Origin of the sequence: Microtetraspora fusca (genome assembly GCF_001570365.1) — a bacterium.
Lineage (GTDB): Bacteria > Actinomycetota > Actinomycetes > Streptosporangiales > Streptosporangiaceae > Microtetraspora > Microtetraspora fusca.
The window spans coordinates 204,406-230,735 of the sequence record NZ_BBYK01000047.1; the positions used below are offsets into that span (position 1 = coordinate 204,406).

The 26,330-nt window shown below is 71.5% G+C and carries 20 protein-coding genes; 10 read left to right on the top strand and 10 right to left on the bottom strand.

The genetic code is table 11. The features are described 5' to 3' along the window. Positions 1-91: 91 nt before the first annotated feature. Together AWQ68_RS17550 and AWQ68_RS17555 are read left to right on the top strand one after the other, a co-directional pair. Entirely contained in the window at positions 92-1,834 is a 1,743-nt protein-coding gene (locus AWQ68_RS17550) for an ABC transporter ATP-binding protein (protein WP_218006908.1), read from the top strand. 31 nt (positions 1,835-1,865) lie between these two features. Next, positions 1,866-3,386, top strand: a complete 1,521-nt coding sequence (locus AWQ68_RS17555; RefSeq protein ID WP_245655960.1) for a phytoene desaturase family protein — start codon at positions 1,866-1,868, stop codon at positions 3,384-3,386. Positions 3,387-3,533: 147 nt separating this feature from the next. On the opposite strand, the gene AWQ68_RS17560 is transcribed toward AWQ68_RS17555, so the two are convergent. From AWQ68_RS17560 to AWQ68_RS17580, 5 genes are all read right to left on the bottom strand, one after another. Next, the gene (locus tag AWQ68_RS17560; RefSeq protein WP_066941630.1) at positions 3,534-4,133 is read right to left on the bottom strand and encodes a helix-turn-helix domain-containing protein; all 600 of its coding nucleotides are present in this window, start codon (positions 4,131-4,133) and stop codon (positions 3,534-3,536) included. 82 nt (positions 4,134-4,215) lie between these two features. Continuing rightward, positions 4,216-4,410, bottom strand: coding sequence for a ferredoxin (locus AWQ68_RS17565; protein ID WP_066941632.1), 195 nt, complete (start codon positions 4,408-4,410; stop codon positions 4,216-4,218). Positions 4,411-4,459: 49 nt separating this feature from the next. Beyond that, positions 4,460-5,677, bottom strand: a complete 1,218-nt coding sequence (locus AWQ68_RS17570; RefSeq protein ID WP_066941634.1) for a cytochrome P450 — start codon at positions 5,675-5,677, stop codon at positions 4,460-4,462. Positions 5,678-5,690: 13 nt separating this feature from the next. Continuing rightward, positions 5,691-6,359 carry a TetR/AcrR family transcriptional regulator gene (locus tag AWQ68_RS17575; RefSeq protein WP_066941636.1) on the bottom strand — a complete coding sequence of 223 codons (669 nt, stop codon included), beginning with the start codon at positions 6,357-6,359 and terminating at the stop codon, positions 5,691-5,693. Continuing rightward, on the bottom strand, positions 6,353-6,538 hold the full coding sequence (locus AWQ68_RS17580) for a hypothetical protein (RefSeq protein WP_066941638.1): 186 nt from the start codon (positions 6,536-6,538) through the stop codon (positions 6,353-6,355). The genes AWQ68_RS17575 and AWQ68_RS17580 overlap by 7 nt, the downstream gene beginning before the upstream one ends. 261 nt (positions 6,539-6,799) lie before the next feature. On the opposite strand from AWQ68_RS17580, the gene AWQ68_RS17585 reads away from it, so the two are divergent. The 3 genes from AWQ68_RS17585 to AWQ68_RS17595 all read left to right on the top strand — a co-directional run bounded on the left by AWQ68_RS17585 (position 6,800) and on the right by AWQ68_RS17595 (position 10,103). Continuing rightward, positions 6,800-7,546, top strand: a complete 747-nt coding sequence (locus AWQ68_RS17585; protein WP_084464114.1) for a class I SAM-dependent methyltransferase — start codon at positions 6,800-6,802, stop codon at positions 7,544-7,546. A gap of 96 nt (positions 7,547-7,642) precedes the next feature. Continuing rightward, the gene (gene kdpA, locus AWQ68_RS17590; RefSeq protein WP_066941641.1) at positions 7,643-9,307 is read left to right on the top strand and encodes a potassium-transporting ATPase subunit KdpA; all 1,665 of its coding nucleotides are present in this window, start codon (positions 7,643-7,645) and stop codon (positions 9,305-9,307) included. 43 nt (positions 9,308-9,350) lie between these two features. Continuing rightward, entirely contained in the window at positions 9,351-10,103 is a 753-nt protein-coding gene (locus tag AWQ68_RS17595; RefSeq protein ID WP_066941643.1) for a DUF4118 domain-containing protein, read from the top strand. A gap of 50 nt (positions 10,104-10,153) precedes the next feature. Here the strand turns inward: AWQ68_RS17595 and AWQ68_RS17600 are convergent, their stop codons facing one another. The 3 genes from AWQ68_RS17600 to AWQ68_RS17610 form a co-directional block, all read right to left on the bottom strand. After that, positions 10,154-12,385: a hypothetical protein gene (locus AWQ68_RS17600; protein WP_066941645.1), complete on the bottom strand. Its 2,232-nt coding sequence runs from the start codon at positions 12,383-12,385 to the stop codon at positions 10,154-10,156. 195 nt (positions 12,386-12,580) lie between these two features. Continuing rightward, positions 12,581-13,231 carry a formylglycine-generating enzyme family protein gene (locus AWQ68_RS17605; protein ID WP_084464123.1) on the bottom strand — a complete coding sequence of 217 codons (651 nt, stop codon included), beginning with the start codon at positions 13,229-13,231 and terminating at the stop codon, positions 12,581-12,583. 113 nt (positions 13,232-13,344) lie between these two features. Then, positions 13,345-15,306 carry a family 10 glycosylhydrolase gene (locus AWQ68_RS17610; protein WP_066941649.1) on the bottom strand — a complete coding sequence of 654 codons (1,962 nt, stop codon included), beginning with the start codon at positions 15,304-15,306 and terminating at the stop codon, positions 13,345-13,347. 207 nt (positions 15,307-15,513) lie between these two features. Between AWQ68_RS17610 and AWQ68_RS17615 the strand changes: the two genes are divergently transcribed. Beyond that, complete coding sequence (locus AWQ68_RS17615; protein WP_066941651.1) at positions 15,514-17,028, top strand: golvesin C-terminal-like domain-containing protein; 1,515 nt, start codon at positions 15,514-15,516, stop codon at positions 17,026-17,028. Positions 17,029-17,217: 189 nt separating this feature from the next. Beyond that, entirely contained in the window at positions 17,218-20,403 is a 3,186-nt protein-coding gene (locus tag AWQ68_RS17620) for a S8 family serine peptidase (RefSeq protein WP_066941653.1), read from the top strand. A 93-nt stretch (positions 20,404-20,496) separates the two neighbouring features. Here AWQ68_RS17620 and AWQ68_RS17625 read toward each other — a convergent pair whose 3' ends face one another. Both AWQ68_RS17625 and AWQ68_RS17630 read right to left on the bottom strand, forming a co-directional pair. After that, positions 20,497-21,669, bottom strand: coding sequence for an acyl-CoA dehydrogenase family protein (locus AWQ68_RS17625; protein ID WP_066941655.1), 1,173 nt, complete (start codon positions 21,667-21,669; stop codon positions 20,497-20,499). Next, the gene (locus tag AWQ68_RS17630; protein ID WP_066941657.1) at positions 21,666-22,877 is read right to left on the bottom strand and encodes a CaiB/BaiF CoA transferase family protein; all 1,212 of its coding nucleotides are present in this window, start codon (positions 22,875-22,877) and stop codon (positions 21,666-21,668) included. The genes AWQ68_RS17625 and AWQ68_RS17630 overlap by 4 nt, the downstream gene beginning before the upstream one ends. 300 nt (positions 22,878-23,177) lie before the next feature. Here AWQ68_RS17630 and AWQ68_RS17635 point away from each other — a divergent pair, with 300 nt between their 5' ends. From AWQ68_RS17635 to AWQ68_RS17645, 3 genes are all read left to right on the top strand, one after another. Continuing rightward, on the top strand, positions 23,178-23,843 hold the full coding sequence (locus AWQ68_RS17635) for a GntR family transcriptional regulator (RefSeq protein WP_174554117.1): 666 nt from the start codon (positions 23,178-23,180) through the stop codon (positions 23,841-23,843). A 221-nt stretch (positions 23,844-24,064) separates the two neighbouring features. Continuing rightward, a complete protein-coding gene (locus tag AWQ68_RS17640; protein WP_066941659.1) occupies positions 24,065-24,682 on the top strand; it encodes a TetR/AcrR family transcriptional regulator in 618 nt (205 codons plus the stop codon). Beyond that, on the top strand, positions 24,672-26,330 hold the full coding sequence (locus AWQ68_RS17645; RefSeq protein ID WP_066941662.1) for an acyl-CoA dehydrogenase family protein: 1,659 nt from the start codon (positions 24,672-24,674) through the stop codon (positions 26,328-26,330). Before AWQ68_RS17640 ends, AWQ68_RS17645 begins: the two co-directional genes overlap by 11 nt.

The window sequence follows — 26,330 nt, forward strand, 5'->3', positions numbered from 1 at the left end:
CACGCCACAGGCGAGCGAGGCCGCGCAGACGACCGCATCCGCCGATCGGCCGGCTCCTCCGCCGCAGGACGGGTCACGCCACTGGATGAGGATGCTGGCCGGCTATATCCGGCCACACCGGGCCACCTTCATCACGGCCGCCGTCCTGCTCCTCGCCTCCAGCGTGCTCGGCCTGCTGCAGCCGCTCGCCGTAAGAACCCTCATCGACGAGTTGACCACCGGAACCGAGATCGGCCAAGCCCTGGCCATCGTGACGGTGCTCGTCTCGGTGGCCGCCGTCCTGCTCGGAATCGGCAACTATCTCACCCTGCGGACCGCCGAAGCGGTCGTCCTCGACGGACGACGTGGACTGATCCGCCACATGCTCCGTCTCTCCGTGCCGAGCATGCACAGCCAGGCGCCCGGCGACCTGATGGCCCGGGTCACCACGGACACCATGCTGCTGCGCCAGATCGCCAGCCAGGCGTTGATCGACCTGCTGACCGGCGGTCTGATGCTTGCCGGGGCAGTGGTCCTGATGGGGGTGGTCGACGTGGTGCTGCTCGGCGTCACCGTCGTCGTCATCCTGCTGCTCGTCGTCACCATGGCGGTGATCATGCCGCGGATCCGGATCGCCGCCCTACGCGCGCAGCAGTCGGTCGGGCAGATGGGCGCCGTCCTGGAGCGGGTCTTCGGGGCCTTCACCACCGTCAAGGCCTCCGGCATGGAGGCCGCGGAACTGGCCCGCGTCGACGCCCAGGCCCGTGCCGCCTATCAGCAAGGCGTGTCACTCGCCCGCTGGGGATCGGTGGGAGGCACCGCCGCCGGGCTGGCGATCCAGGTCGCCTTCCTGGTCGTCCTCGGGGTCGGCGGTGCCCGGGTGGCCGGCGGCGCCATGACCGTGTCGGCGTTGGTGGCCTTCCTTCTCTACGTGGCCTACCTGACACACCCGGTGATCCAACTGATGGGCGCGACCACCTATCTCCAGGCGGGCAGGGCGGCGCTGAGCAGGATAGCCCAGGTGAACACGCTGCCGGCCGAACCGCTCGACCTGCCGCTCCCCTCGCAGAACCCCCCGGCCAAGGTGGCAAGAGCGGAGCCGGACGGCGGAATCTCGTCCACACCGGCCTCCGTGACCTTCGATCAGGTCACCTTCACCTATCCCGGCCGCGCCGAACCGGCTCTGGGTGACTTCACCTTGACCGTGCCCTCCGGCGGCCTCACCGCGCTCGTCGGGCCATCCGGCTCGGGCAAGACCACCGTGCTCAAACTTCTGGAGCGGTTCTACGACCCGCAGCAGGGCCGAGTGCTCGTCGACGAGCAGAGCCTTGCCGACTGGCCTCTCAACAGCCTCCGGGCGAACATCGGCTACGTCGAGCAGGATGTCCCCGTGTTGGCCGGAACCCTCCGCGAGAACGTCGCGTACGCGGCACCGGACGCCAGTGAGGACGACATCCGGGCCGTGCTGCGCCTTACCCGCCTCGATCCCCTGTTGCAGCGTCTCGGCGGGGACCTCGATGCGGAGATCCAGCACCGGGGCGTGTCGCTGTCCGGCGGCGAACGGCAGCGCGTCGCCATTGCCCGGGCTCTGCTGCGCAAACCCCGCCTGCTCCTGCTCGACGAGGCGACCTCGCAGCTCGACGCGGCCAACGAGGCCGCGTTGCGGGAGGTAATCCGGGAAATCTCCGGCGACACCACGGTCATCGTGGTCGCTCACCGGCTGTCCACCGTGGTCCACGCGGCGCAAATCGTGGTGATGGTGGACGGCACAGCACAGTCCGCCGGAACGCATGCCGAACTCCTTCAGAATGACCCGCTCTACGCCCAGTTGGCGGCAGAACAGGCGCTGGCGTGATCTGGAAGCCGGGCCGGGAAGGGCGGCCGGAGTGAATCACGCACAGTCCTTCGGCTCCGGCCGGGGCCGCGTCGACGCCGTGGTCGTCGGCTCCGGCCCCAACGGCCTGGCCGGGGCGCTCGTCCTCGCTGCGGCCGGCCTCGAAGTGCAGGTTTATGAGGCCGCCGACACCATCGGGGGCGGCACCCGCACCGAGCAGCTGACCCTGCCTGATTTCTGGCACGACGTCTGCTCCGCGGTCCATCCGATGGCGCTGGCGTCCCCGTTCTTCCGGGCGTTCGACCTGTCCCGGCACAATGTGCGGCTCCTGCAACCGGAGATCCCGTACGCCCATCCGCTCGACGGCGGTCGTGCCGGGCTGGCCTGGCGCGACCTGGACCGTACGGCACATGGGCTGGGTGCGGACGGTCCGGCGTGGCGGTCGCTGCTCGGCCCCCTGGTAGCCGGGTGGCAGCCCCTCGTCGACACGGCCATGTCCGACTTTCGCAGCCTCCCACGCAATCCCGGCATGGCGCTGCGGCTGGCGCTACGGATACTGGAACAAGGCTCGGCGCTATCGAGGGCCCGGTTCCGAAATGACGAGGCCCCCGCGCTACTCGCGGGTGTCGGCGGGCACGCCATCGCACCGCCCCAGGCGCTCGCCCCCGCCGGAGTGGGTCTCGTGCTGGCCGCCCTCGCACACGCGGTCGGTTGGCCGGTGCCGCAGGGCGGCAGCCACACCATCACCCGGGCGATGGCCGATGAATTGACCCGCCTCGGCGGGCGGATCACCACGGGCCAGCGGATCGACACCTTGGCGCAGCTGCCGCCCGCCCGCGTTGTCCTGCTCGACGTGGCGCCGGCCGGGCTGCTGCGCATCGCCGGTGATCTACTGCCAGACCGATACAGCCGCCAGCTGCGCGCCTTCCGGCCCGGTGGCGCCGCTTGCAAAGTCGACCTCGCGCTCGCCGGCCCAGTGCCATGGGCGGCTGCTGGCTGCTCCCGGGCCGGCACACTGCATCTGGTCGGTTCGCGGGCTGAGGCGCTGGCCGCGGAACAGGCGGTCGCCGCCGGCCGGCACGCGCAGCGGCCGTACGTCCTGGCGGTGCAGCCCGGCGTCGTGGACGCCGGCCGCGCGCCCGCCGGTCGCCACGTGCTGTGGACGTACGCGCATGTGCCGAACGGCTCCCCCAGGGATGTCAGCGACCAGGTCATCGCGCAGGTAGAACGGTTCGCACCCGGATTCCGTGACCTGATCCTCGCCACGCATGTCGTCCCCGCCTCGGAGGCGCAGCAGCACAATCCCAACTATGTCGGCGGGGACATCTCCGGCGGCGCCACCACCCTGTGGCAGTTGATGATGCGCCCGGCTCCCCGCTGGGACCCGTACCGCACGCCGTTGCCCGGGGTCTACCTCTGCTCCGCCTCCACCCCGCCGGGCCAGGCGGTGCACGGCATGTCCGGGGTGCACGCCGCCGGCCGAGCTCTGCGCCACCGGTTCGGCATCCACACTGATCCACTTGATCTTGTCGCGTCCGCCGCATCGGGGAACGGAGCTGCGGCCCGACCCTAGCGGCCCGGCTCGATATCCACGCTGCCCGGCGATCAACCCGGGGACTCCGTTCGACGCGGGGCGGAGTCCTCGGAGCGGCTGGGGCTGACCCGTGGCGCGTTCACGCTGGTCAAGGGCTCCTGAGCGATCGGCCTTCCCCGACGAGGGTCAGGACGCCGCCTTCTCGCGGGAGCGGGGCTTCGCGCGGATGTGCATCCGCTCCCCCTGGCGGCCGAACAGGTTGAGGATCTCCACAGGAGAGTCGCCCGCGGGGCCGAACCAGTGCGGCAGGCGGGTGTCGAACTCCGCGACCTCACCGGGGCCCAAGATCAGATCATGGTCGGCCACGATGAGCCGCAGGTGTCCGGACAGGACGTACAGCCACTCGTAGCCCTCGTGCGTGCACAGGTCCGGCCGGCTCTGCTCCGCCGGGATGATCGACTTCCAGGCCTGCAGCGGCCCGGGCTGGACGGTCAGCGGGATCACCGTACGGCCGTTGCGGACGCGGGGCGTGCAGCGGACCCGGGGGTCGCCCACCTCGGGCGCCCCGACCAGCTCGTCCAGCGGCACCTGGTGAGCCTGCGCGATGGGCAGCAGGAGCTCCAGACTCGGACGGCGCTGCCCCGACTCCAGCCGGGACAGCGTGCTCTTGGAGATGCCGGTGGCCTCGGCCAGCGCCGTCAGGGTCACGCCGCGCTGGGTGCGGATGCGCCGGAGCCGGGAGCCGACCTGGGCCAGCGTGGCGGCGATCGGGGATTGCTGTTCCACACTCCCATTCCACCGCGCTCCTCCCGGAAAGCGCAATCCGCGTTGCCAGTTCGGCACCAATCCGGCGTCGTACCGGCGCGCCTTACTCCTCGACGCGGATGGCCAGCGCGGGGCACACGGCCGCGGCCTGCCGGACGGCCGAGGCCAGCTCGGCCGGCGGGGTGGGGTCGAGCAGCACCACGACGCCGTCCTCGTCGCGCTGGTCGAACACCTCGCCGACGGCGGTCACGCACTGCCCGGAGGCGATGCACCTGTCCTGGTCGATGACTATCTTCACGGGTTCCTCTCGCCTTCCGCCGATGGAGATGCCGGGCCGGTCACGTGGTTCACCAGGCCACGGGGAGCTCGTAGACGCCGTAGACCTGGCCGTCGTGCTTGAACGGGATCCGCTCCAGCTCCGTGGCCAGCCGCAGCGTGGGGACGCGCCGGTAGAGCGTGCCGTAGGCGACCTGCAGCTCCATGCGGGCCAGCGGCTGGCCCAGGCACTGATGGACGCCGAAGCCGAAGGCGACGTGGCGCCGGGCGTCGCGCCGCAGATCCAGCCGGTCGGGGTCCGGGAAGGCCTCGGGGTCGCGGTTGCCGATGTCGTTGGCCAGGATCAGCCCGTCGCCGGCGCGGATGACCTGGCCCGCGATCTCGATGTCCTCCAGGGCGACCCGGCGGCGTCCGCTGTGCGTGATGTTCAGGTAGCGCAGCAGCTCCTCCACCGCCCCGGCGATCAGCTTCGGGTCGTCCGTACGGCGGAGCAGGTCGAGCTGGTCGGGGTGCTCCAGCAGGGCGAGCGTGCCGAGCGCGATCATGTTCGCGGTGGTCTCGTGTCCGGCGACCAGCAGCAGCACGCCCATCCGGGCGGCCTCCTGCCGGGTCAGCTCGCCGGCCTTGATCCGCTCGGCCAGCCGGGAGAGCAGGTCCTCACCGGGGTGGTCGAGCTTCCGCCCGACCAGGTCGTCCAGGTACTCGACCAGCCTGGCGAACGCGGCGGCCCGCTCCTCGGGGTCGGCGTCACGCCTGATGAGGATCTTGCTGTTGTCCTGGAAGAACTCGTGGTCGGCGTAGGGGACGCCGAGCAGCTCGCAGATCACCAGGGACGGCACCGGCAGGGCGAACGCCTCGACCAGGTCCACCGGGTTCGGGCCGGCCAGCATGTCGTCGATCAGGCCGTCCACGATCTTCTGCACGGCCGGGCGCAACGTCTCGACCCGCCGGACGGTGAACGGCGCCTGCACCATGCGGCGCAGCCGGGCATGCTCGGGATCGTCCATCAGGATGAAGCTGATGGCCGAGCCGTCCTTGGACAGGACCGGGGCCGATCTCGGGTAGCCGGGGCGGGTGACGTCGGCGCTGACCCTCGGGTCGGCGAGCAGCGCCCGCTGCTCCTCATAGCGGGTCACCAGCCACGGCGTGGTGCCGTCCCACACCCTGACCTTCGCCAGCGGTCCCTGCTCCTGCAACGCGTGCAGGACCGGCGGCGGGTCGAACGGGCAGCGCGCCGCCCGGGCACTGGGGAACTGCGGAACCTCGGCCGGATTCACGGTTTCGGTCATCGCCTGCGTCCTTTCACGAGGGGTCGGCACGGAGCGGGGTTGGGGTGACGGGCGCCGCCCACAGGCCGACGATCGCGTCGATCAGGCCGGTCGCGGCGTCGTACCAGGTGGAGCGGGGGGTCGGCCGTCCCTCGGCCAGGGCGCGCTCGCGCTCGGCGCAGATGTGCACCATCAACTGGCTGGTCATCTCGCCGCGCTCGGCCCGCACCTCGACCGGCAGCCTGGGCAGGCAGGCGTTCAGCCCGTCGAGGATCCGGAGCAGCGTGGGCGAGGTGAGCGCCTCGACGACCATGATTTCGCGCAGCGCGGGGTCGGTCATGACCTGGGCGCCGAACCGGGCGAACCAGGTGGGGTTCCCCAGGGCGGCCAGATGTTCGGTGAGCGGGCGCACCAGGCAGGCCACCCAGTCCCGCACCTCGGTGGAGCCGTCGATCTCGGCCAGCATCCGGCGGCGGATGACCTCCATCCGCCCGGCGTGCCCGCGCACGATCGCGCGGACCAGATCAGCCTTCGTCCCGAAGTGGTAGCCGACTGCGGTGTTGTTGCCCTGCCCGGCGGCCTCGCTGACCCGCCGGTTGGACACGGCGAACACCCCGTGCTCGGCGAACAGCCGCTCGGCCGCCGTGAGGATCTGCTCGCGGGTCGCGCTGACCCGCTCGGCCCGGACCGCCACGGTCACCACCGCACCGGGACTTCCCGCAGCCCACCGGCGATCAGCCCGTCGAGGGGGCACAGTTCGGCCATCCGCTCGGCGGTGAACCAGTTGCCGATCAGCCTCGGCCGTGTCCACCCGGCGGACGGCTCGAGGGTCGTCTCGCCGGGTACCGGATAGGGCAGCACGTGCCCGTCGCCTTCGCTCACCCGAACCCCCTCGGTTTGACCACTTCTGTCTGAAATGTAAACCGATCGAGTCAGCTTAAGTCAATCAATTGATTTAAAGCTTCCCCCATGCGCTTCCCAGATCTACGTCAAGCGGGCGAGCGTCGAGAGGGGCGTCAAGAAGGCGTAGGGATCCCCGCGGGGCCCGTAGGAGTTGCGTATCGATCATCGTCCGGCACGGGAGCCGGGCGGAGAGTGGAACTGTCCAGTCTGATGCGGTTTTATGCAGTTTCAGGAGGAGAGATGACGGTTCGCTCCGCCGAGCGCGACGACCCCCCGGATACGCGGCGCGGGCCGGGCCGGGGAATGGAGCAGTTCCACCACCCCAGGCCCGTGTGCATCGGACGCGGGAACGCCTCCCGGCCGACCTGGCAACGCGAACTGCTGCTCACCGGGCTCACCGGCACGGTGCTGGAGATCGGCGCCGGCGACGGGGTGAAGCTCGCCTGCTACCCCGCCGGGGTCGAGGAGATCGTCCTCGTCGAACCGGATCCGTTCCTGCGGGCCACCGCGCGCCTCGCCGCCTCCGCCGTCGCGACGCCGTCGCGCATCCTCGACGGCGTCCCCACCCGGCTGCCGGTCCCCGACGCCTCGTGCGACGCCGTCGTCTGCTCGCTGGTGCTGTGCCGTACGCCCCGGCTGGAGGCCACGCTCGGCGAGGTGCGGCGCGTCCTGCGGCCCGGGGGCGAGCTGCGGTTCTACGAGCACCAGTGCTCCGACCTCCCGGCCGTCGCGCTGGCCCAGAAGGCGATGGCCCCGCTCTGGTCCCGGATCGCCGGCGGCTGCCACCTTTCGCGCGACATCGTCGCTGCCGTCGGCCGGGCCGGGTTCGCCGTCGAGCGGCTCGACCGCTTCATCTTCCATCACGTCACCCACGTCATCGGCGCGGCGCGGCGGGCCGGGTATGTACCCGACGTCACGACTGCGCGTGCGACGTCAGGCGCGATTCCACCCGCCGACCGAACGGCGGAGCACCGCAGCACCACATGATCGTCTCGGCGAGGAGCAGTCGATGTCAGCGATCTCCACCGGGCCCGCGCACGACCCGGCTCTCCACGCCTCCGCGTCCCGGCCGGACCCCGCGGGATGACCGGGTGGCCGCAGGCCGCGTTCGTCGTGGTGGTGATCGTCGCGCTGCACGTCCCACTCGGCGACTACCTGGCCCGCGTCTACACCGACGCCCGCCACTCGCGGGTCGAGAGGGTGATCTACCGGCTGTGCGGGGTCGATCCGGACAACGACCAGCGCTGGCCTCACTATCTGGGGGCTCTTCTCGCGTTCTCCGGCGTCGGCGTGCTGCTGCTGTACGCCGTTCTGCGGTTGCAGCCGGTGCTCCCGCTGTCCCTCGGCCGCGCCGGGCTCTCCCCGGCCGCCGCGTTCAACACCGCCGTCAGCTTCACGACCAATACGAGTTGGCAGAGCTACTCCGGCGAGGCCGCGATGGGCCACCTCGCGCTGGCGGCCGGCCTGGGGGTGCAGGCGTTCGCGAGCGCGGGCGTGGGCATGGCCGCCGGGGTCGCGCTCATCCGTGGGCTGGTCCGGCAGCGCACCGACCGCATCGGGAACTTCTGGGTCGATCTCGTACGGAGCGTCGTCCGCGTCCTGCTGCCCCTGTCCCTGGTGTTCGCCCTCGTGCTGGTGGCGCTCGGCGTCGTCCAGAACCTCGACGGCACCATGGGGACGGTGACCACACCGGCCGGGGGCAGGCAGACGATCCCGGTCGGCCCGGTCGCCTCCTGGGAGTCGATCAAGCTGATGTCCGGCGACGGCGGCGGGTTCTTCAATGCGAACAGCGCCCACCCGTTCGAGAATCCCACCCAGCTCAGCAACGTGATCGAGATCGTGCTGATGCTGCTGGTGCCGGCCGGTTTCATCCGCATGTTCGGCCGGATGGCCGGCGACCGGCGGCAGGGCTGGACGCTGCTCGCCGTCGCCGGCGCCCTCTTCCTGCTCGCGACCGTCTGCGCCGGAGTTGTGCAGAACACCCATCCGGGCACGGTCCCCGCCGCGGTGGGCGCGGCGGCGGAGGGCACCGAGACCCGTTTCGGCGTGTCGGGAAGCACCCTCTTCGGCGTCACCGCGACCTCCACCGCCGACGGCGCGGCGAACTCCGGCTACGGCAGCTTCACCAGCCTGGGCGGCGGGGTGCTGATGGCCGGCATGATGCTCGGCGAGATCAGCCCCGGCGGCTGCGGCAGCGGCCTGTACGGGCTGTTGATGATCTCGCTGATCGCGGTCTTCCTGGGCGGCCTCATGGTGGGGCGCACCCCGGAGTACCTCCAGAAGGAGATCGGCGGCCGGGAGATGAAGGCGGTGGTCCTCTACCACCTCGTCACCCCGGCCGCCGTGCTCGTCGGGTCCGCCCTCGCCGTGGGCACGTCGAACGCGCGTACGGCCGCGGGCAACCCCGGCGCGCACGGCCTCTCCGAGGTGGTGTACGCCTTCACCAGCGCCGCGGCCGGCAACGGCAGCGCGTTCGCCGGGCTGAACTCCGGCGGCGCGTTCTTCGAGATCGCCCTCGCGATCGCCATGCTCGTCGGCCGCTACCTGCCGATGATCTTCGTCGTCGCCCTCGCGGGGATGCTGGCCGGCCGACCCCGGGGAATCGCCACGGCGGGCACGCTCCCCAGCCACGGACCCGCGTTCGCGCTCATGACCGTCGCCGTCGCGCTGATCGTCGGCGCTCTCGGCTACCTGCCCGTCCTGTCACTCGGCCCGCTGGCCGACGGACTGCGCCATGCGCTCGGTTGATCGTCCGGCCGCCGTGCTAGACAGAGAGACGGGGTGATGACCCATGCCTCGCTTCCTGAACCGGGATGTCGCAACAGTCGTCGCCGCGGTGCTGCTCCCCCTCGCCGTCGCGGCGATCATCGTGCCCTTCCGCGCGTCCTTCTCGAACACGAACGTCGCGCTCATCCTCGTCGTAATCGTGGTGGCCGTCGCCGCCGCCGGGAACCGCATCGCCGGAGCGCTCGCGGCGGTGTCGGCCGCCGTCTGGTTCGACTTCTTCTTCACCCAGCCGTACGAGCGGTTCACCATCGTCAAGGCGGCGGACGTCCAGACGGCGGTCCTGCTGCTCGTCGTCGGGCTGGTGACCTCGCAACTGGCCGCCTGGGCCCGCCGCCTGAGGGTGATCACGGTCACCGACGCCGACTACCTCGCCCGCGTCCACGACGTCGCCGCGCTGTCCCAGTCCGCCACCTCGGCCGCCGCGGTGATCACCAGGGTGCAGGAACACCTCACCGACCTCCTTCATCTGCGCGACTGCCGGTTCGAGTACGGAACCCTCCTCGGCCATCCCCCGCGCCTCGAACAGGACGGCACCGTGACCGTGGGCCGCAGGCACTGGGACGTGGAGCAGAGGGGGCTCCCCGATCAGGAGATCGAACTGCGCACCTTCGCCAACGGCCGCTTCTACGGGCGGTTCATGCTCCGGCCCGCGCCCGGCAGCAGGCCCTCGCTCCAGGCGCGGCTCGTCGCGGTGACCCTGGCCGACCAGGCCGGCCACGCGCTCGGCGTGACCGCCGAACGGGGCACCCGTTCGTGAGCTCCCACCGGCCGAGACGGACCGGGGTTCGGCGTCCGCCACCCCGCGGATCACCGGGTGGCGCGCTTTCGATGGACGACGACGTCGTCCCCTCGTCCCGGATAGGCCATGATCAGCAGTCGCTGAACGTCGTCCCCATCGCCCCGGAACCCGCGGATCGCGTAGTGCACTCGTACGCGGTAGTGCCCCGCGCCCCGTACGGCGAGGTTCGGCAGCGTCGCACCACCCAGCGGGTCCTGGAACACCAGCTGACCGGCGCTGAGATAGCCCGCCTCGACGACGTGGTCCCATCCCCTCGTCTCCACCGGCGGTCGACGGCGGTAGGTCTCGGTCGTGACGCACAACGTGAAGTCGGGGTGGGTCTGCACGACCAGATGTCCGGGCCCCGCGCTCAGCACGTCGTCCTCGTACGGCAGATCGCGCCCCGGGTCGCCGACGGTCTCCGGTTCGTACGCCTCCAGGTCACCGTAGTCCGTCCACGTCGGTTCGCGCCGGACGACCACCGCCACCGGCGTGATCAGCGGGCGGTGACGGGGCGCCTCCGCACACTTGCGCCGCTGGGCCGCCTCCCACTCCTGGAACACGCGTTCCTCCCGCTCGTTCCCGGCCCGGACCACGGCGGCCGCACTCGGGCAGATGTCCGCGAGCAGGTAGCTCAGCTCGCGGACCGCCACGCCGTCCGTACGCCGGACCCGGGCGAGCTCGGTCGGGTCATCGCGGCTGTAGACGTCACACAACCGGCGGCCGTAGTCGACGACGAAACGATCAGGGGTCTCCGGGGCGACCTTGAGCACACGCGACTGGCGTACCTGGCAGACGAAGGCCATCTCGGCCGCCGGCTTGGGCTGCTCTCCCTCGCCCTGCCGGTCGGCGAGCGGCGCGCAGCCGGCAGCGGTGCTGGCCCGGCCGCCCGCGTGGTCGGCCACCGGCAGGAAGCCGAGCAGCCCGGCCGTCGCCGCCGCCATCACGACGCGCCAGAGCCGGGAGCGCCCCAGCCCACCGGCCAGCCATATCAGGAGGAAGGCGGAGGCCACGTAGGCCGCGCCGAACCACAGCGGCGAGATGCCGGCGGGGACATCGCCCTGCTCCGTGGCCGAGTAGTCGGCATAGCGCCGCGGGAAGGCGCCGGGCACGGAACCACCGGCCAGTACGGCGACGACCCCGGCCACGGCGGCGGCGAGCAGGACCCAGGCCGTCGCCCGGAGCAGGCCGGGGGTCCTCCGCAGGACCGCGACGAGCACGAGGATCGGCAGCCCGCCCATGTCGGCGAGGAGGTCGACGACCCACGAGAGCAGGAGCTCCGCGAGATCGGGGCCGTCCCCGAAGAACACCGCAGACCAGCTACTCACCGCCCACCGCGGCATGTCGTACCAGAAGGTGACGACCGCGGGCAGGAGCGGCAGCGCGATCGCCGCCACGGCGGCGATCCGGGAGCGGAGCGGCGGCCCGGCCAAGGCCCGCGTCACCGTGCGTGCCGCCGTGCCGGGCGGGCTGCCGAGATCGTGTGCGGAACGCGCCTGCCACACCACCGTGAGCGGGGCGGCCACCCGCTCAAAGCCGATGGCCAGCACCGTCATCTCGCCGTTCCAGACAAAGGAGAGGTGGTAGGCCAACGAGGTGATGAGGAAGCGCGCCGCCAGCGAGGCGCCCCCCGTCCACACGGTGGCGCGCGCCCACCTGCCGTCCCGTGCCTGGGCAAGGAGGGTCAGCGCTACCCACAGCGCCCACGACAGCCCTCCGAGGCCGGCGAGGGCCGAGATCTCCCCCAAGAGCCGGACGCCCAGCGCGTCGGCGGCCGTGCGGGCGATCCAGCTCGTCACCGCGAGCGTTCCGGCGACCAGCGCGACCGTCGCCATCGCGCGGGACGCGCCGCGCAGGACCACGAAGAACAGCACGACGAGCGCGAGCTGCGCGGCGGCGCCGGCCAGCTCCGCCCACCACGGCAGGACCACCAGGAAAAGATCGATCACGGAGTAGGCGGCACTCAGATACAACGTCACCCGGAGCGCTCGGACCGCGCCGCCGCCCACCGTCACCGGCCCGCGCACCCGTCCGCGCAGGATCTGCCACAGCGCCCAGCCCTGGTACACGGCGACCAGCACGAGGGGCACCACCGGCCACCAGTGGACGGGCCCCATGCTGAGCGGGGTTCCGTACGCGACGAGGCGGACGAGGGGGACGGCGTCACCGGTGACCACCGCGACGACACCGAGCACGACGGCCGCGCCCACGGGGAGGGCGGCGACCGGGGCGGCGAACCACCAGAGACGATACCGGCGCAACGAGGGCATCCTTGGGGGGTGACGAGGCCCCGGGCCGGCGGAGCACACGAACTGGGAGACGGCCCCGAGAAGCCGGGGACCGGGTCGTCAAAGTACTAGATCACGCCGACAAACCCGGAGCCGAAGCCGCGGTCCGGCTCGGTCAATCGCGGTCCGGGCAGTCCGCCGGGGACCAGACGGCGGTCTGTTCGATGTTCAGCGCGATCGGGCCAGGCGGAAGCCGAGGTCGTCGATGCGGAAGGTCGGGTGACTCTTGCGGCGGCAGGACGCCCGGCACCCGCGCGGGAGGTCGTACACCCCTCCCCCGCGGAACACGCGGTACGGGCCGTAGACGGCGGGGTCGTAGACGTCCCAGCACCACTCCCAGACGTTGCCGATCATGTCGTGGAGGCCCCAGGCGTTCGGCGCCCGGGTGGCGACGTCGTGGATCTCGCCGCCCGAGTTCTCCCGGTACCAGGCGATCTCGTCCAGCTCTCCGTACCGGACGCCGGAGGTCCCGGCCCGGCACGCGTACTCCCACTCCGCCTCGGACGGGAGGCGGTAGCCGTCGGCCTCCCAGTCGCAGACGACGTCCCGCCCGTCGGGATCGTCGCCGATCGAGTAGCAGGGGTAGAGCCCCTCCGCGCGGGAGAGCAGGTTGCAGAACCGGACGGCGTCCAGCCAGGAGACATCGGTCACCGGCGTGCGGGGTCCCGCCGGACTGTCGGGAGCCTCGCCCACGACCGCGCGGTACAGCTCGCGGGTGACGGGGTGGGGAGCCAGCCGGAAGGCCGCGACCTCGACCGTCCACCGCGTCTTCGTGCCCTCGTCCCTCAGGACGATCTCCCCGGCGGGGATCCCGATCAGGTGCCCGGCGAGCGCCTGGTCCGGCGTCGTTCCACGGTTCAACCCAGCTCCTCGTCCGCGTCGGTCCACCCCAAAGGTACGCGAACCGACGCGGTGTGATCGGCGGGAGACGATCAGAGCCTGGTGATGCGGACGGCGTCGGCGATGACGTAGCCCGTGGTGGAGGTCCACCGGCTCACGCCCACCACCTTGTACGTCCCGGCGGCGAGGGTGAACGTGCCGAGCGAGCGCCACTGCCCGCCGCCCGTGCGCTGGTCCACCGGCACTGTCTGGTTTCCGCCACTCGTCGCCACGATGTACGGCGTCGCGCTGTTGTAGCCGGAGTTGGCCGGATACCAGACCTCCACGCGGTAGCTGCCCGCGCTGGGGATGGCGGCGGTGTACCAGGCCGGGTCGCTGGCGGCCACCGGGGAGGCGAAGCGGTAGTCGGCGCCGTACGCCTGGGAGGAGTAGGACGAGGCACCCCAGGCGGAGCCGGCGGTGAAGGACGCATCGGAGTTGTCCACGACGACGCTGAACGCGCCGGAGGAGCCGACCGCCCTGCCGGCGCTGGGCGCGCTCTCCTGCTGCCACCGGTCGAGGGCGGTGACGTAGTAGGTGGCGGTGTCCCCGGGGGCGGTGTCGGTGTAGCTCGCCTGCCGGGTCGTCGCGATCAGGTTGCGGGCGTCCGCGAAGAAGCACGGATCGGTCGTGGTGGGCGTGCCCGCGACCCGGTAGACCGCGTACGAGGTCGGCGAGCCGGTCGCCTGCCAGGAGAGGGCGACGGCGTTCGACGTCCGGGTGGCCGAGGTGATCGAGGGAGCGGCGGGCGCGCCTCCGGTGCCACGGGCGGGCGGGAGCGCCGGCTTGGAGTAGTGGGCGGAGGCGAGGGCGGAGAAGCCGCCGATCCGGTCGGACTTGACGTCCTTGGCGCTGAAGTACACGTCGCCGACGACCTCGGGGTGCTTCCTGTTCTCGTAGAGGTGGTTGCTGAGCTCGGCGGGGTTCTGCCAGGCCGCGTCCTGCCCGCTCACACCGACACGGTAGGCGGCCTGGCCGGCGACGAGCTGGACGCCCGTCCCCTTGACGACGTCGGACCACCACGCGGTGAGCACGTCGTAGGCGGCGGGGGCGTATCCGATGTGCCAGTAGATCTGCGGCGCGATGTAGTCCACCCAGCCCTGCTTCACCCACTGCCTGCTGTCGGCGTAGATGGCGTCGTAGGACTGCAGGCCCGACGTGCGGGAGCCGAGCGGGTCGGTCGAGGAGTTCCGCCAGATGCCGAACGGGCTGACGCCGAAGGAGAGCCACGGCTTGGCCGCGTGGATGCGCTGGTCCAGCTCGCGCACGAGCCGGTTGACGTTGTCGCGGCGCCAGTCGCCGATGTCGGAGAATCCCCCGCCGTATTTGCTGAACGTGGCGGCGTCGGGGATCGTCTCGCCGCTCACCGGATACGGGTAGAAGTAGTCGTCGAGGTGGACGCCGTCGATGTCGTACCGGCTGACCGCGTCCATGATGGCGTCCTCGATGAACGTGCGGACCTCCGGGATGCCCGGGTTGTAGTAGAGCTTGCCGCCGTAGGCGAAGCGCCAGTCGGGGTTCCGGCGGGCCGGGTGGGTGGAGACCAGCTTGGTCGGGTCGTCGTGGTTCGCGACCCGGTACGGGTTGAACCAGGCGTGCAGCTCCAGGTTGCGCGCGTGCGCCTCGGCCACCATGAACGCCAGGGGGTCGTATCCGGGGTCGCCGCCCTGTGTGCCGGTCAGCCATTGCGACCACGGCTCGTACGGCGAGGGCCAGAAGGCGTCGGCGGTGGGCCTGACCTGGATCATCACCGCGTTCATGCGCCTGCTGACGGCCAGGTCGAGCCAGGCGCGCAGCTCGGCCTGTTGCGCCGAGACGCTCAGGCCGGTCCGGCTGGGCCAGTCGATGTTGGCCACCGTGGAGATCCACATGGCGCGGAGCTGTCGCTTCGGGGTCGCGGGGTCGGTGGCGCAGGCCGCCGCCGCGGCGGCGGAGGTCACGGCTGAGGTCGGGACGACGAGGTTGACGATCGCGACGGTGAACACCGCCAGGAGGGTACGCAGCAGCGCGGTCACGAAAAGAAGTTTCAAGAAATTGCAATGTCAGCGCAATAGTCTTCACGAGATCCGGGGGGCCCAAATCTCGGGAGCCCGCACGGACGATCGGCTGCTCAGCGGCGATGAGGGCGAAAAGTTTCACCTAACACAGATCATTTGTCAATTATCGACATCGTGTCAGGAGTGCCGTACGGTGCAGCCGTTACCCCCCGACAGGAGCTCCACATGACCCACCGCTTCGCCCGGTTATCCGCTCTCGCCGCCTCCGCCGTCACCGCACTCGTCGTCCTCGCCGGCCAGCCCGCGGTGGCGGACCAGGAGGCCCCGCTCCCGACGGCGTTCGACCGCGCGGCCGCCGCGCGGGACGTGCCGCGTGACCTGCTCGTCGCCGTCGCCTACGCCGAGACCCACCTGGACGCCCACGAGGGCAAGCCGAGCGCGAGCGGCGGCTACGGCGTCATGCACCTGGTCAGCAACCCCACCACCCACGCCCTGGAGAAGGCCGCCGAGCTGACCGGGCTGCCGGTCGAGAAGCTCCGCGGCGACACCGAGGCCAACATCATGGGCGGCGCCGCCGTCCTGCGCGCGTACGCCGACGATCTCGGCCTCGACGAGGCGGCCAGGAAGGACACCGGCCGCTGGTACCAGGCCGTGGCCAAGTACGGCAACGCGTCCACGCCGGAGGTCGCCCGCCTCTACGCCGACGCCGTCTACGAGCAGCTCGGGCTCGGGATCGACACCGGCGGCGTCGTCGTCAAGCCGCAGGAGGTCACCGCCGACCGCGGCCAGTACGCCAAGGCACGCGACCTGAACGCGGCGGTGGGCGTGGGCATCCTCAGCGCCGACTACCCGCCCGCGAACTGGGTCCCGGCCAGCTCCAGCAACTACACGGCCTCCAGCCGTCCGTCGGCCTACGCCATCGACCGCGTGGTCATCCACGTGACCGAGGGCTCGTACGCCGGCTCCATCTCCTGGTTCCAGAACCCCAGCGCGCAGGTCTCGGCCCACTACGTGGTCAAGTCGTCGAACGGCGAGATCACGCAGATGGTCCGTGACAAGGACATCGCCTGGCACGCGGGCAACTGGACCTACAACACCCGCTCCATCGGCATCGAGCACGAGGGCTACGTCAACAACTCCTCGTGGTTCACCGACGCCATGTACCGCGCCTCGGCGGCCCTGACCCGCGCCATCTGCGACAAGTACGGCATTCCGAAGGACCGATCGCACATCATCGGGCACAACGAGGTGCCCGGCGCCACGCACACCGACCCCGGCTCGTACTGGAACTGGACCACGTACATGAACTACGTGACCGGCGGCGGCACCCCGTCGTGGTCGGCCACGATCGACAACTCGAGCGCCGGGTTCTCGGCGAGCTCGAACTGGGGCACCTCGTCGTACTCCAGCCAGCGCTACGGCGCCGACTACCGCTTCGCCAACCCCGTGGCGGCGAGCGACCCGGCCTGGTACCAGGCCGCCATCCCCAGCGCCGGCACGTACAAGGTCGAGGTGTGGTACCCGGCCGACCCCGGCTACAACTCCTCGGCGCCGTACATCGTGGCGACGTCGAGCGGCAACCAGACGGTCTACGTCGACCAGCGCTCGGGCGGCGGCGCGTGGCACAGCCTGGGGACGTTCTCCCTCAACGCCGGCACGTACAACGCCGTCGGCGTCAGCCGCTGGACCTCGGGCACGGGCTACGTCATCGCCGACGCCGTCCGCATCTCCCGGGTCTGACCTCCTCTCCGTACGGCCCGCACCGCATCAGGCGGCGCGGGCCGTGCGCCTTTCAGCCGGGACGCGGCACAGTTGCCCATACTCCGTGGAACGGAGTATGGTCCTTCGCGTGCCCAAAAGATCATTCCCGTTTTGGCGGTTCTTGTCCCCAGAACGGGACGATCGATCCCCATCCCCGAAAGGCAACCCGTGATCTTAGGCAACGGCCTCGTCGCCGCCCTCCTGGCAGGGACGGTCGGCATCGTGCCGGTATACGGACCGCAGGCCGACACCGTGCAGCCGACGCTCGGAAAGGCGGGCGGCGTAACGCTGATCACCGGTGACCGGGTCGTGGTCACCGGCAAGAGCTACCGGGTGGAGCCTGGCCCCGGCCGGCAGGTGGCGTTCATGAGACAGATCCGCGGCGATCACCTGTACGTGATCCCGTCGGACGCCCAGCCCCTGGTCACCCAGGGGATACTGGACCGGCGGCTGTTCGACGTCACCCAACTGCTGGAGTGGCGGTACGGCGACGCCGACAGAGGCGACATCCCGCTGATCACGCAGTCGGGCACGGGCCCGGCCCCTGCGCTCAGGGGCGCGCAGGGCGCCCGGCAGCTCGCCGGCCTCGGCATGACCACGCTTCGCCTGCCCAAGAGCGGCGCGGCTCAGACGTGGAAGGAGATGGCGGGCGGCGCCCGTACTCTGGCCGCGGGCGCGACGAAGATCTGGCTGGACGGCCGCCTGTCCTACAGTCTCGACCAGAGCGTCAAGCAGATCGGCGCCTCCGAGGCGTGGAAGCAGGGGATGACCGGCGAGGGCGTCACGGTCGCCGTTCTGGACAGTGGCTATGACCCTGACCATCCGGACCTGAAGGGCGTGGTGGCGCAGGAGCGCAACTTCAGCGACGACCCCGACATCCGCGACCCCATCGGCCATGGCACCCATGTGGCCTCGATCGTCGCAAGTAACGGGGAGAAGTACCGGGGCGTGGCCCCCGGCGCACGGCTGGCCATCGGAAAGGTGGGCGGCAGCTTCGGCGCCTCGGAGTCCGCGATCATCGCGGGCATGGAATGGGCCGCCGTCGAAGTCAAGGCCAAGGTCGTCAACTTCAGCATGGGCTCCCCCGACGGGCCCGAGATCGACCCCGTGGAGCAGGCGGTGAACACGCTGTCCGAGCGGACGGGCACGTTGTTCGTCGTGGCGTCGGGAAACACCTTCCGGGACCCGGTCATGAGCCCCGGCAGCGCGGACGCCGCCCTCACCGTCGGCGCCGTCGACAGGCAGGACCGGATGGCCCCGTTCTCCAGCACCGGCCCCCGCCTCGGCGATCACGCCGTCAAGCCGGACCTCACCGCACCGGGGGTCGGCATCGTCGCGGCGGCGGCCGCCGGCACCGCCGAGGGCACTCACGTCGCGATGAACGGCACCTCGATGGCCGCGCCGCACGTGGCCGGGGCCGCGGCCATCCTCGCCCAGCGGCATCCCGACTGGACCGGCCGGCAACTCAAGGCCGCGCTGGCCGGCAGCGCCGCCCCTTCGCCCGGCGCCACGCCGTACCAGCAGGGCACCGGACGAGTGGATGTGGTCCGCGCCCTGAAGCAGCAGGTCGTCGCCCAGACGGCGGACACCTGGGCCGCCTTCCCCTGGGACGGCCCGGACGAACGCACGAAGACCGGGACCATCACCTACACCAACTCCGGCGACACCCCGGCCAACCTCGACCTCACCGCTGACGGCGACGTGCTGAAGCTCTCCACCCAGCGGATCGAGGTACCCGCCGGAGGACAGGCGTCGGTCACGCTCACCATCGACGCCGCCGGGAAGGCCCCCGGCGACTACGTCGGGACGATCACCGCCACCTCGGGCGATACCGTGATCCGCACCCTGGCGGGTGCGTACGTCGAGCCCGAGTCCTACAACGCCACCATCACCGTCATCGGCAGGCAGGGCGAACCGGTCGACCCCATGTCGGCTCAGGTCTATGACCCGAAGACCGGGGCCATCATCGAGCCGGTGTTCGAGAACGGTGTGGCCACCGTGCGGCTCGCCAAGGGCGACTGGAATCTCTACACCGAGATCGCGGACAGGATCGACGGGAGGAGTAACTACACCGTCGCCGACTCCCCGCTGCGAGTCGATGGCAACGACCTTCAGCTGACGGTGGACGCCCGCCGGGGCAAGGCGACCAAGGTCACGCTCGACGATCCGAGTGCCGAACTTACGGATGGGTTCGACTTCGGGCTGGCCCATGGCGCCTGGAACTCATCGGGAACGTGGTACGGCACGGACATCACCACCAGGTTCTTCGTCGTTCCCGTTCAGCAGCCAGGTCTGACCTACACCTTCAGAACCCTGTGGCTGAGCAAGGACGTGTCTCCCAGCCCCTACGTCTACGACCTCGTTGACCGCCGCACCGGCGGCATCCCTGACAACCCCACCTACACCGCCAGACAGAAGGATCTGGCGAAGGTCTCCACGACCTACCGGGCCTCGGGAGTGGCGGCCACGGGGACGCAGATGGCCGGACCACGTGACGAGGGTCACCCGGGCATGTATTTGACGGCACTGGTCGGCGACATCCCCCTGCCCGGCACGCTCATCCAGTACCGGACCCCCGGGGTGACCTACGAAAGCGGTCTTCAGGTCGGCACCGCCCTCACCTTCGACGGCGGCACGCTCATGAAGCGCGGACAGACCAGCGAAGTCTGGAACGCCGCGGTCACCGGTCCGTCGTTCCTGCTGCCGGGCGGGAGCCGTACCGGCGACACGCTGACCTTCTCCGCGGTGGGGCTGTTCGCCGACGCGGGCGCGGGCAGAACGGGCTCGGACACCGCCGCCACCGGCACCGCCACCCTCGCCAAAGACGGGAAGGTACTGGCCACAACCGACATCGCCGACTGTGAGGTCTACCAGAAGGAAGAGTGCGAGCTCCACGCCGACCTTCCCGCCCAGTCCGGTGCCTACACGCTGACCGCGTCGACGCGCAGGCAGGTTCCGCACTCGACGCTCTCCACCGGCGTGGAGTCCGTATGGACGTTCCGGTCCGCGACCACGGCGAAGGAGCAGCCGCTGCCGCTGATGGCGGTCCGTTACAGCCCCGCCGGCCTGGACGATTCGAATCGCGCCAAGCCGGCCAGCATCACACGTCTGCCTCTGTGGATCGAGCGCAACCCGGGGGCTCCCAAGAGCGCGGTGAAGTCCATCCGGCTGGAGATGTCCTCCGACGACGGCGCGAGCTGGCGCCGGATCCCGGTCGTCCCCACCCCTTCGGGATGGACGGCCATGGTGCCGAACCCGCGCACGCCGGGGTTCGTCTCCCTCCGCGCGGTGGCGACCGACACGTCCGGCGCCGGGCTGACCCAGACGATCACGCGCGCCTACGCCGTCGGATGAGAACCCGCCACCTCGTCCGGTAGGTGGCCCGAACCGTCCCGGGCACGGCGCGGAGCTCGGCTCCGCAGGAGGCCGTGCCCGGGACGGCGAGAGTCAGCGGAAGGCGGGGGTTCCGGTCAGGGCCTGCCCGAGGGACAGGGCGTGGACGTCCTCCGTCCCCTCGTACGTGGCGACCGACTCGAGGTTGACCATGTGCCGCATGACCGGGTACTCCAGCGTGATGCCGTTGGCGCCGTGCATGCCGCGGGCGAGCGCGGCGACGCGCTGCGCGGCGCGCACGTTGGCGAGCTTGCCGAAGCTGATGTGCGAGTGGTGGGCCAGGCCCTCGTCCTTGAGCCGGCCGATCCGCAGCGCGGTCAGCATCGCGTGGTTGACGTCCACCAGCATGTCGGCGAGCTTGCGCTGGGTGAGCTGGAAGGCGGCGATCGGCCGGCCGAACTGGATCCGGTCGCGGGCGTAGTCGAGCGCCGACTCGTAGCAGGCGCGCGCCGCGCCGGCCGCGCCCCACACGATCCCGTACCGGGCCTCGGACAGGCACGACAGCGGGGCCTTGAGCCCCTCCGCGCCGGGCAACATGGCCTCCGCGGGCAGCCGGACGCCCTCCAGGACGAGCTCGGAGGTGATCGAGGCGCGCAGCGAGAGCTTCTTGTGGATCACGTTCGTCGAGTAGCCGGGGGTGCCCTGCGGCACGAGGAACCCGCGGATCCCGTCCTCGGTGGCGGCCCACACGACCGCGATGTCCGCGACGGAGCCGTTGGTGATCCACATCTTGGTGCCGTCGAGCACCCAGTCGGAGCCGTCGCGCCGGGCCCTGGTCCGCATCGAACCGGGGTCGCTGCCCGAGTCCGGCTCGGTCAGTCCGAAGCAGCCGATGGCGTCGCCGGCCGCCATCCGGGGCAGCCACTCCTGCCGCTGCTCCTCGCTGCCGTACCGGTGGATCGCGGTCATCGCCAGCGAGCCCTGGACGGAGACGAAGCTGCGCAGCCCGCTGTCGATCGCTTCCAGCTCGCGGCAGGCAAGGCCGTAGCTCACCGCGTTCGTGCCGGCGCAGCCGTACCCGTCCAGGTGCATGCCGAGCACGCCGAGCGAGCCGAGGCCCTTGGCGACCGCGCGCGGGTCGGGGATGGTGCCCGCCTCGAACCAGTCCGCGACGTACGGGAGCAGCTCGGCGGCGCCGTACGCGCGCACCGTGTCGCGGATCGCGCGCTCCTCCTCGGTGAGGTCGCGGTCGACGGCGAGGAAGTCGTGGGGGTCGGGGGTCTTCACCGGTTTGTACCTTTCTGGGCGGGGTCCGCGGCGTCGCGGTCATGGGGGTGTTGGCGGACCACGCCGTCTGCCTCCAGACGGCTGATCTCGTCGCCGGTCAGGCCGAGCTCGGCCAGCAGCTCCCTGCTGTGCTCACCGTGCAGGGGCGGGGGCAGGGTCGGCGGGACGTCGCCGGTCAGCGTGAAACCGGTGCGCAGCAGCTCCAGGAGCCCGGCCGTCGGATGCTCGACCGTGACGGTCGCGGGGTCGTCCGCGGCCCGGATGCCCTCCAGCACGCCGCGGATCTTCCCGACCGGCACGCCCGCGTCCAGCAGCAGCCGGGTCCATTCGGCGGCGGGGCGGGTGCGGAAGACCGCGCTCAGCTCGGCGACCAGTTCCTCCCTGTGCCGGACCCGCAGCGGGTTGGTGGCGAAGCGGGGGTCGGCGGCGAGGTCGTCGCGTCCGATCGCCGCGCACATGGCGCGGTAGAGCGCGTCGTTCCCGACCGCGACGGTGACACCGCCGTCGGCGGCGTCGAAGGTCTGGTACGGCACGATCGTCGGATGCGCGTTGCCGTACGGCTTCGCCTCCTCGCCCGAGACGAGCGCGCTCTGCGCGACGTTGGTCAGCGCCGACAGGGCGGAGTGCAGCAGGGACACCTCCACCCGCGCCCCGGTTCCGGTGAGCGCCCGCCGGTAGAGGGGGCCGAGGATGGCCACCGCCGCGTTGAGCCCGGCGAGGATGTCGACGATGGCGACGCCGACCTTGCTCGGGGAGTCGCCGGTGATGTGCATCAGCCCGCTCTCGGCCTGGATGGCGGCGTCGAAGCCCGGCCGGTCCTGCCGGCCGAAGCCGGTGATCGAGCAGTAGACGACGCCGGGGTTGCGCGGCCGTACAGACTCGTAACCGATGCCGAGGCGGTCGGCGACGCCGGGCCGGAAGTTCTCGATGATCACGTCGGCGCGCTCGCACAGCAGGGCGGCGATCCGGCGGCCCTCCGGGTGCTTCAGGTCGAGGGCGAGGTCACGCTTGTTGCGGTTGACCGACAGGTAGTAGGCCGCCTCGCCGCCCGCGTACGGCGGTCCCCACGCCCGGGTCTCGTCACCGTGGACGGGGTGCTCCACCTTGACCACGTCGGCGCCCATCTCGGCGAGCAGCATGGTCGCGTACGGCCCGGCGAGCACGCGGGAGAAGTCGGCCACCAGGACGCCGGCGAGCGGTCCGCTCATCGGGGCTCCTCGTGCGGTCGGTGTCGGAGTCTCATGCTGACGATCTGCTCCAGGGGTGGGGGTCGCAAGGGATGCTCAGCCGCTCGGAACGGTTGGCGCGATTGTATTTTGGATCCAGTATTACTTGTACGGTCCTGCGCGTCCAGCCTCGGGGAAAACGGCGTCGAACATGTGAGCCCCTAAAGTCGGAGTGCGCAGCGGCCCCTGGCGCAGCGACCGACCCAGCCAGGGGCGTGGACGCCGGCGGTCACGGGCGCCGGCGGGCCGGTCGGGTGAGACCACGAGACGGAGTAGGACAGGGTGGACATCGAAGCGAGGCCCCCGCAGACGACCCAGCAGTACGTGCTGGAGCAGCTGCGCCGGGCGATCCTCACCGGGCAGCTCGCGCCCGGCTCGGCGATCCGGCAGGACGCGCTGGCCGAGCAGCTCGGCGTGAGCAGGGTCCCGATCCGCGAGGCGCTGAAGATCCTCGAGGGCGAGGGCCAGGTGATCTACCGTCCCCGGCGCGGCTACATGGTGGCCGAGCTCGCCCTGGAGGACTTCCTCGAGGTCTACCGCATCAGGCAGATCCTGGAGGAGGAGGCGGTGCGACGCGCGATCGAGCGGATCACCGACGAGGACATCCAGCGGTTGCAGGACGCCCACGCCGACGTCGTCGCCGCGGGGCAGGCCGGGGAGATCATCGCGATGGCCGCGGCGAACCGGCGCTTCCACTTCACCCTGATCGACGCCGCCGGGATGCCCCGCCTCCGCCGCTTCCTGAGCATCCTGTGGGACGCCAGCGACGTCTACCGCTCCCTCTACTACAGCGAGGAGAGCAACCGCGAGCGCGTGGAGCACGAGCACCAGGGGATCATCGACGCGGTGCGCGCGCGGGACACCGAGGACCTCATCCGCCGTCTCGGCGAGCACCGGGAGGGTACGGTGGCGACCTTCCGCGAGTTCATGGCGAAACAGGACACCTGAGCGCACCTGCCCCCACCGTCGACGATCGCGACCGGCGTGACGGCTCGGCCTTGCCGTGGACATCTTCCGCATCGCCGTCCGGCGTGACGGCTCGGCCTCACCGTAGACATCTTCCGCGTCGCCGCCCGGCGTGAGGGCTCGTCTTCGCCACGGACGTCTTCCGGGCCGCCATACGCCGTACCCCCTTGACCAAAGCTGCAAATCTGGATTCACTGCTTGGTATGCCCTACCGGCGTACGGAGAAGACCGAGCGGCGGCTCGCCGAGGTGCGTGAGCGGATCGTCTCGGCGGCCTGGGACGTGGTCGCCGAGAGCGGCTTCGAGGCGGCCGCCATGTCCGCGGTCGCCGAGCGGGCCGACCTGTCGGCCGGGGGCATCTACCGGCACTTCCCGTCGCGGGGCGACCTCCTCACCGAGGTCTTCCGGCGCGCCTCCGGCCACGAGCTGGACGTGCTGGCCTCCGTGGCCGCGTCGGACGGCATGGTGCGGGACCGCCTCGCCCGCGTCGTGGCCACGTTCGCCCGCCGCGCGCTCGACGGCCGCCGCCTCGCCTACGCGCTGATCGCGGAGCCGGTGGACCCCTCCGTCGACGCGGCGCGGCTGGACTACCGGCGGCGCTACCGGGACCTGTTCGCCGACCTGGTCCGCGAGGGCGTGACCGGCGGCGAGCTGCCCGCCCAGGATCCGGAGCTGACCGGCGCCGCGCTGGTGGGCGCCGTGGCCGAATGCCTGGTCGGCCCGCTCGCGCCGGACCACGACCACGCCGACGACGAATCACTGATCGCCGATGTGACGGCGCTCGCGTTGAACCTGACAGGAGTGACGGCCGATGTCGACTGAGCGGTACGAGATCGACCCCTTCGTCCAGGAGGCACCCCGGATCGCCAACCGGTGGCGGGCCGACCGGGCGCTGCGCCAGGGGGTCCAGCGGATCCTTCCCCCGGACGTCTTCGAGAAGGCGGCCGGGGACCTGGACCACGCCGCCGAGCGCTGCGCGACCGAGATGCCGCCCCTCGCGGCCAGGGCCGAGGCGAACCCGCCCCGGCACCTGCCGTACGACGCGTGGGGGCGGCGGATCGACCGGATCGAGATCGATCCCGCCTGGACCGAGCTGGTACGGCTCCTGCAGGGCCTCGGCGCGGTCGCGATCCCCTACGAGGAGACGTACGGCCCCTACGGCCGCGTGGTGCAGGCCGCGCTGTACCAGATGGCGCAGGCCGTGACCGCGACCGCGCTGTGCCCGCTCGGCATGAGCGACGGCGCCGCGGCCTGCCTGCGGCAGCACGACGCGGAGCTCGCCGCCCGGTACGTCCCCCTGCTGACGAAGCGGGTCGGCGGCTGGACCTCCGGTCAGTGGATGACCGAGAAGGAGGGCGGCTCGGACCTGTCGCGCTCCGGCACCGTCGCGACGCCTCTCGGCGACGGCACCTGGGCGCTGCGCGGCACCAAGTGGTTCACCTCGGCGACCACCGCCGACATCGCCGTCGCGCTGGCCCGGCCGGAGGGCGCCGAGCCCGGCAGCCGCGGCCTCTCCCTGTTCGCGCTGGAGCTGCGCGGACCGGACGGCGGCTGGAACGGCCTGCGGGTGCGCCGGCTGAAGGACAAGTACGGCACCCGCGGCCTGCCCACGGCCGAGCTCGACCTGGACGGGGCGGTCGCCGTCCCCGTCGGCGGGATCGGCGGCGGCGTCGCCAAAATCACGTCGGTGCTCCACGTCGCCCGGATGGCGTCGGCGCAGGCCGGGCCGGGCGCGACCGGCCACCTCCTCCAGCTCGCCCGCGACTACGCCCGCCGCCGCGTGGTGCGCGGCGGCCCGCTGGCCGACTCGCCCCTGCACCTCGGCTGGCTGGCCGAGCTCGCGGCCGAGCACGAGGCGATGGTGCAGATGGCGCTGCGCTCCGCGCAGCTCGTCGGCCGCCAGGAGAACGGCGACTCCGGCGACACCGGGGACGCCGCCCTGCTCGCCCGGGTCGTCGTGCCGCTCGCCAAGATGGTGACCGCGCGCGAGGCCGTACGCGCCTGCTCGGAGCTGCTCGAATCGTTCGGCGGCGCCGGCTACCTGGAGGACACCGGCATCCCGCAGGTCCTGCGCGACGTGCAGGTGCAGTCCATCTGGGAGGGCACGACGAACGTCCTCTCCCTCGACGTCGTCCGGGCGCTGGGCGATCCCGGCGTCGCCGCGGCGTTCCGGGACGACGTGGAGGCGCGGCTCGCCGCCCACCCGCATCCCCGCACCGAGGCCGCCTCGCGGATCGTCCGGGACGCCGCGCGGGAGGTCGCCGCGCGCGAGCCGGACCCCGCGACGGCCCGCGAGCTGGCCTGGAGCATGGCCCGCGTCTACCAGGCGGCGCTGCTCGCGGCCCAGGCCGGCTGGGCGCTCACCACGCTCGGCGACGAGCGCACCGCCGTCGCGCTGGAGATCTTCACGGCGCGCCCCCTGACCGTCCCCGTAGCACACGAAAAGTCGAGGTTACTCGGATTGGATTGA